The organism is Cohnella baijiui, from assembly GCF_020731285.1.
Classification (GTDB): domain Bacteria; phylum Bacillota; class Bacilli; order Paenibacillales; family Paenibacillaceae; genus Cohnella.
The window spans coordinates 1-359 of the sequence record NZ_JAJFOW010000157.1; the positions used below are offsets into that span (position 1 = coordinate 1).

Consider the following 359-nt stretch of genomic DNA (forward strand, 5'->3'; position numbering starts at 1 on the left):
ATTCGGTATAACTGGCGTTATGAAGCGATTTTCCGCTGCATTAAAACCGAGCTTCTTCTTCCGATGGAGCCGGATTTAACAATGGAAGATGCACGTCATCGCATTGATCGACTGGAAAATTACGTACTGGCACATGGGATTGAAGGATACCGCTGGACGGACCCAAAGTTTACATGGACATATCGCATATATCGCGGACTGGATGAGAACGCGGTAGAGATGGCTGCTACGATGCGGCAAAGTGATGATGAATTGGCGTTAGAGAAGGAGATTAACGAACTGCGCCAGCATGTTACCGCTCCGCTTATGAAGCTAGAGAGCGCACTTACAAAAGCAAAGAGTGTGCGTGCGCTATGCGA

General features: G+C 48.2%; 1 protein-coding gene. It reads left to right on the forward strand.

Going from position 1 to position 359, the window contains the following annotated elements:
• Positions 1–359: hypothetical protein (locus tag LKX83_RS32105; protein WP_227887320.1), on the forward strand; the 359-nt coding region annotated here is incomplete at both ends.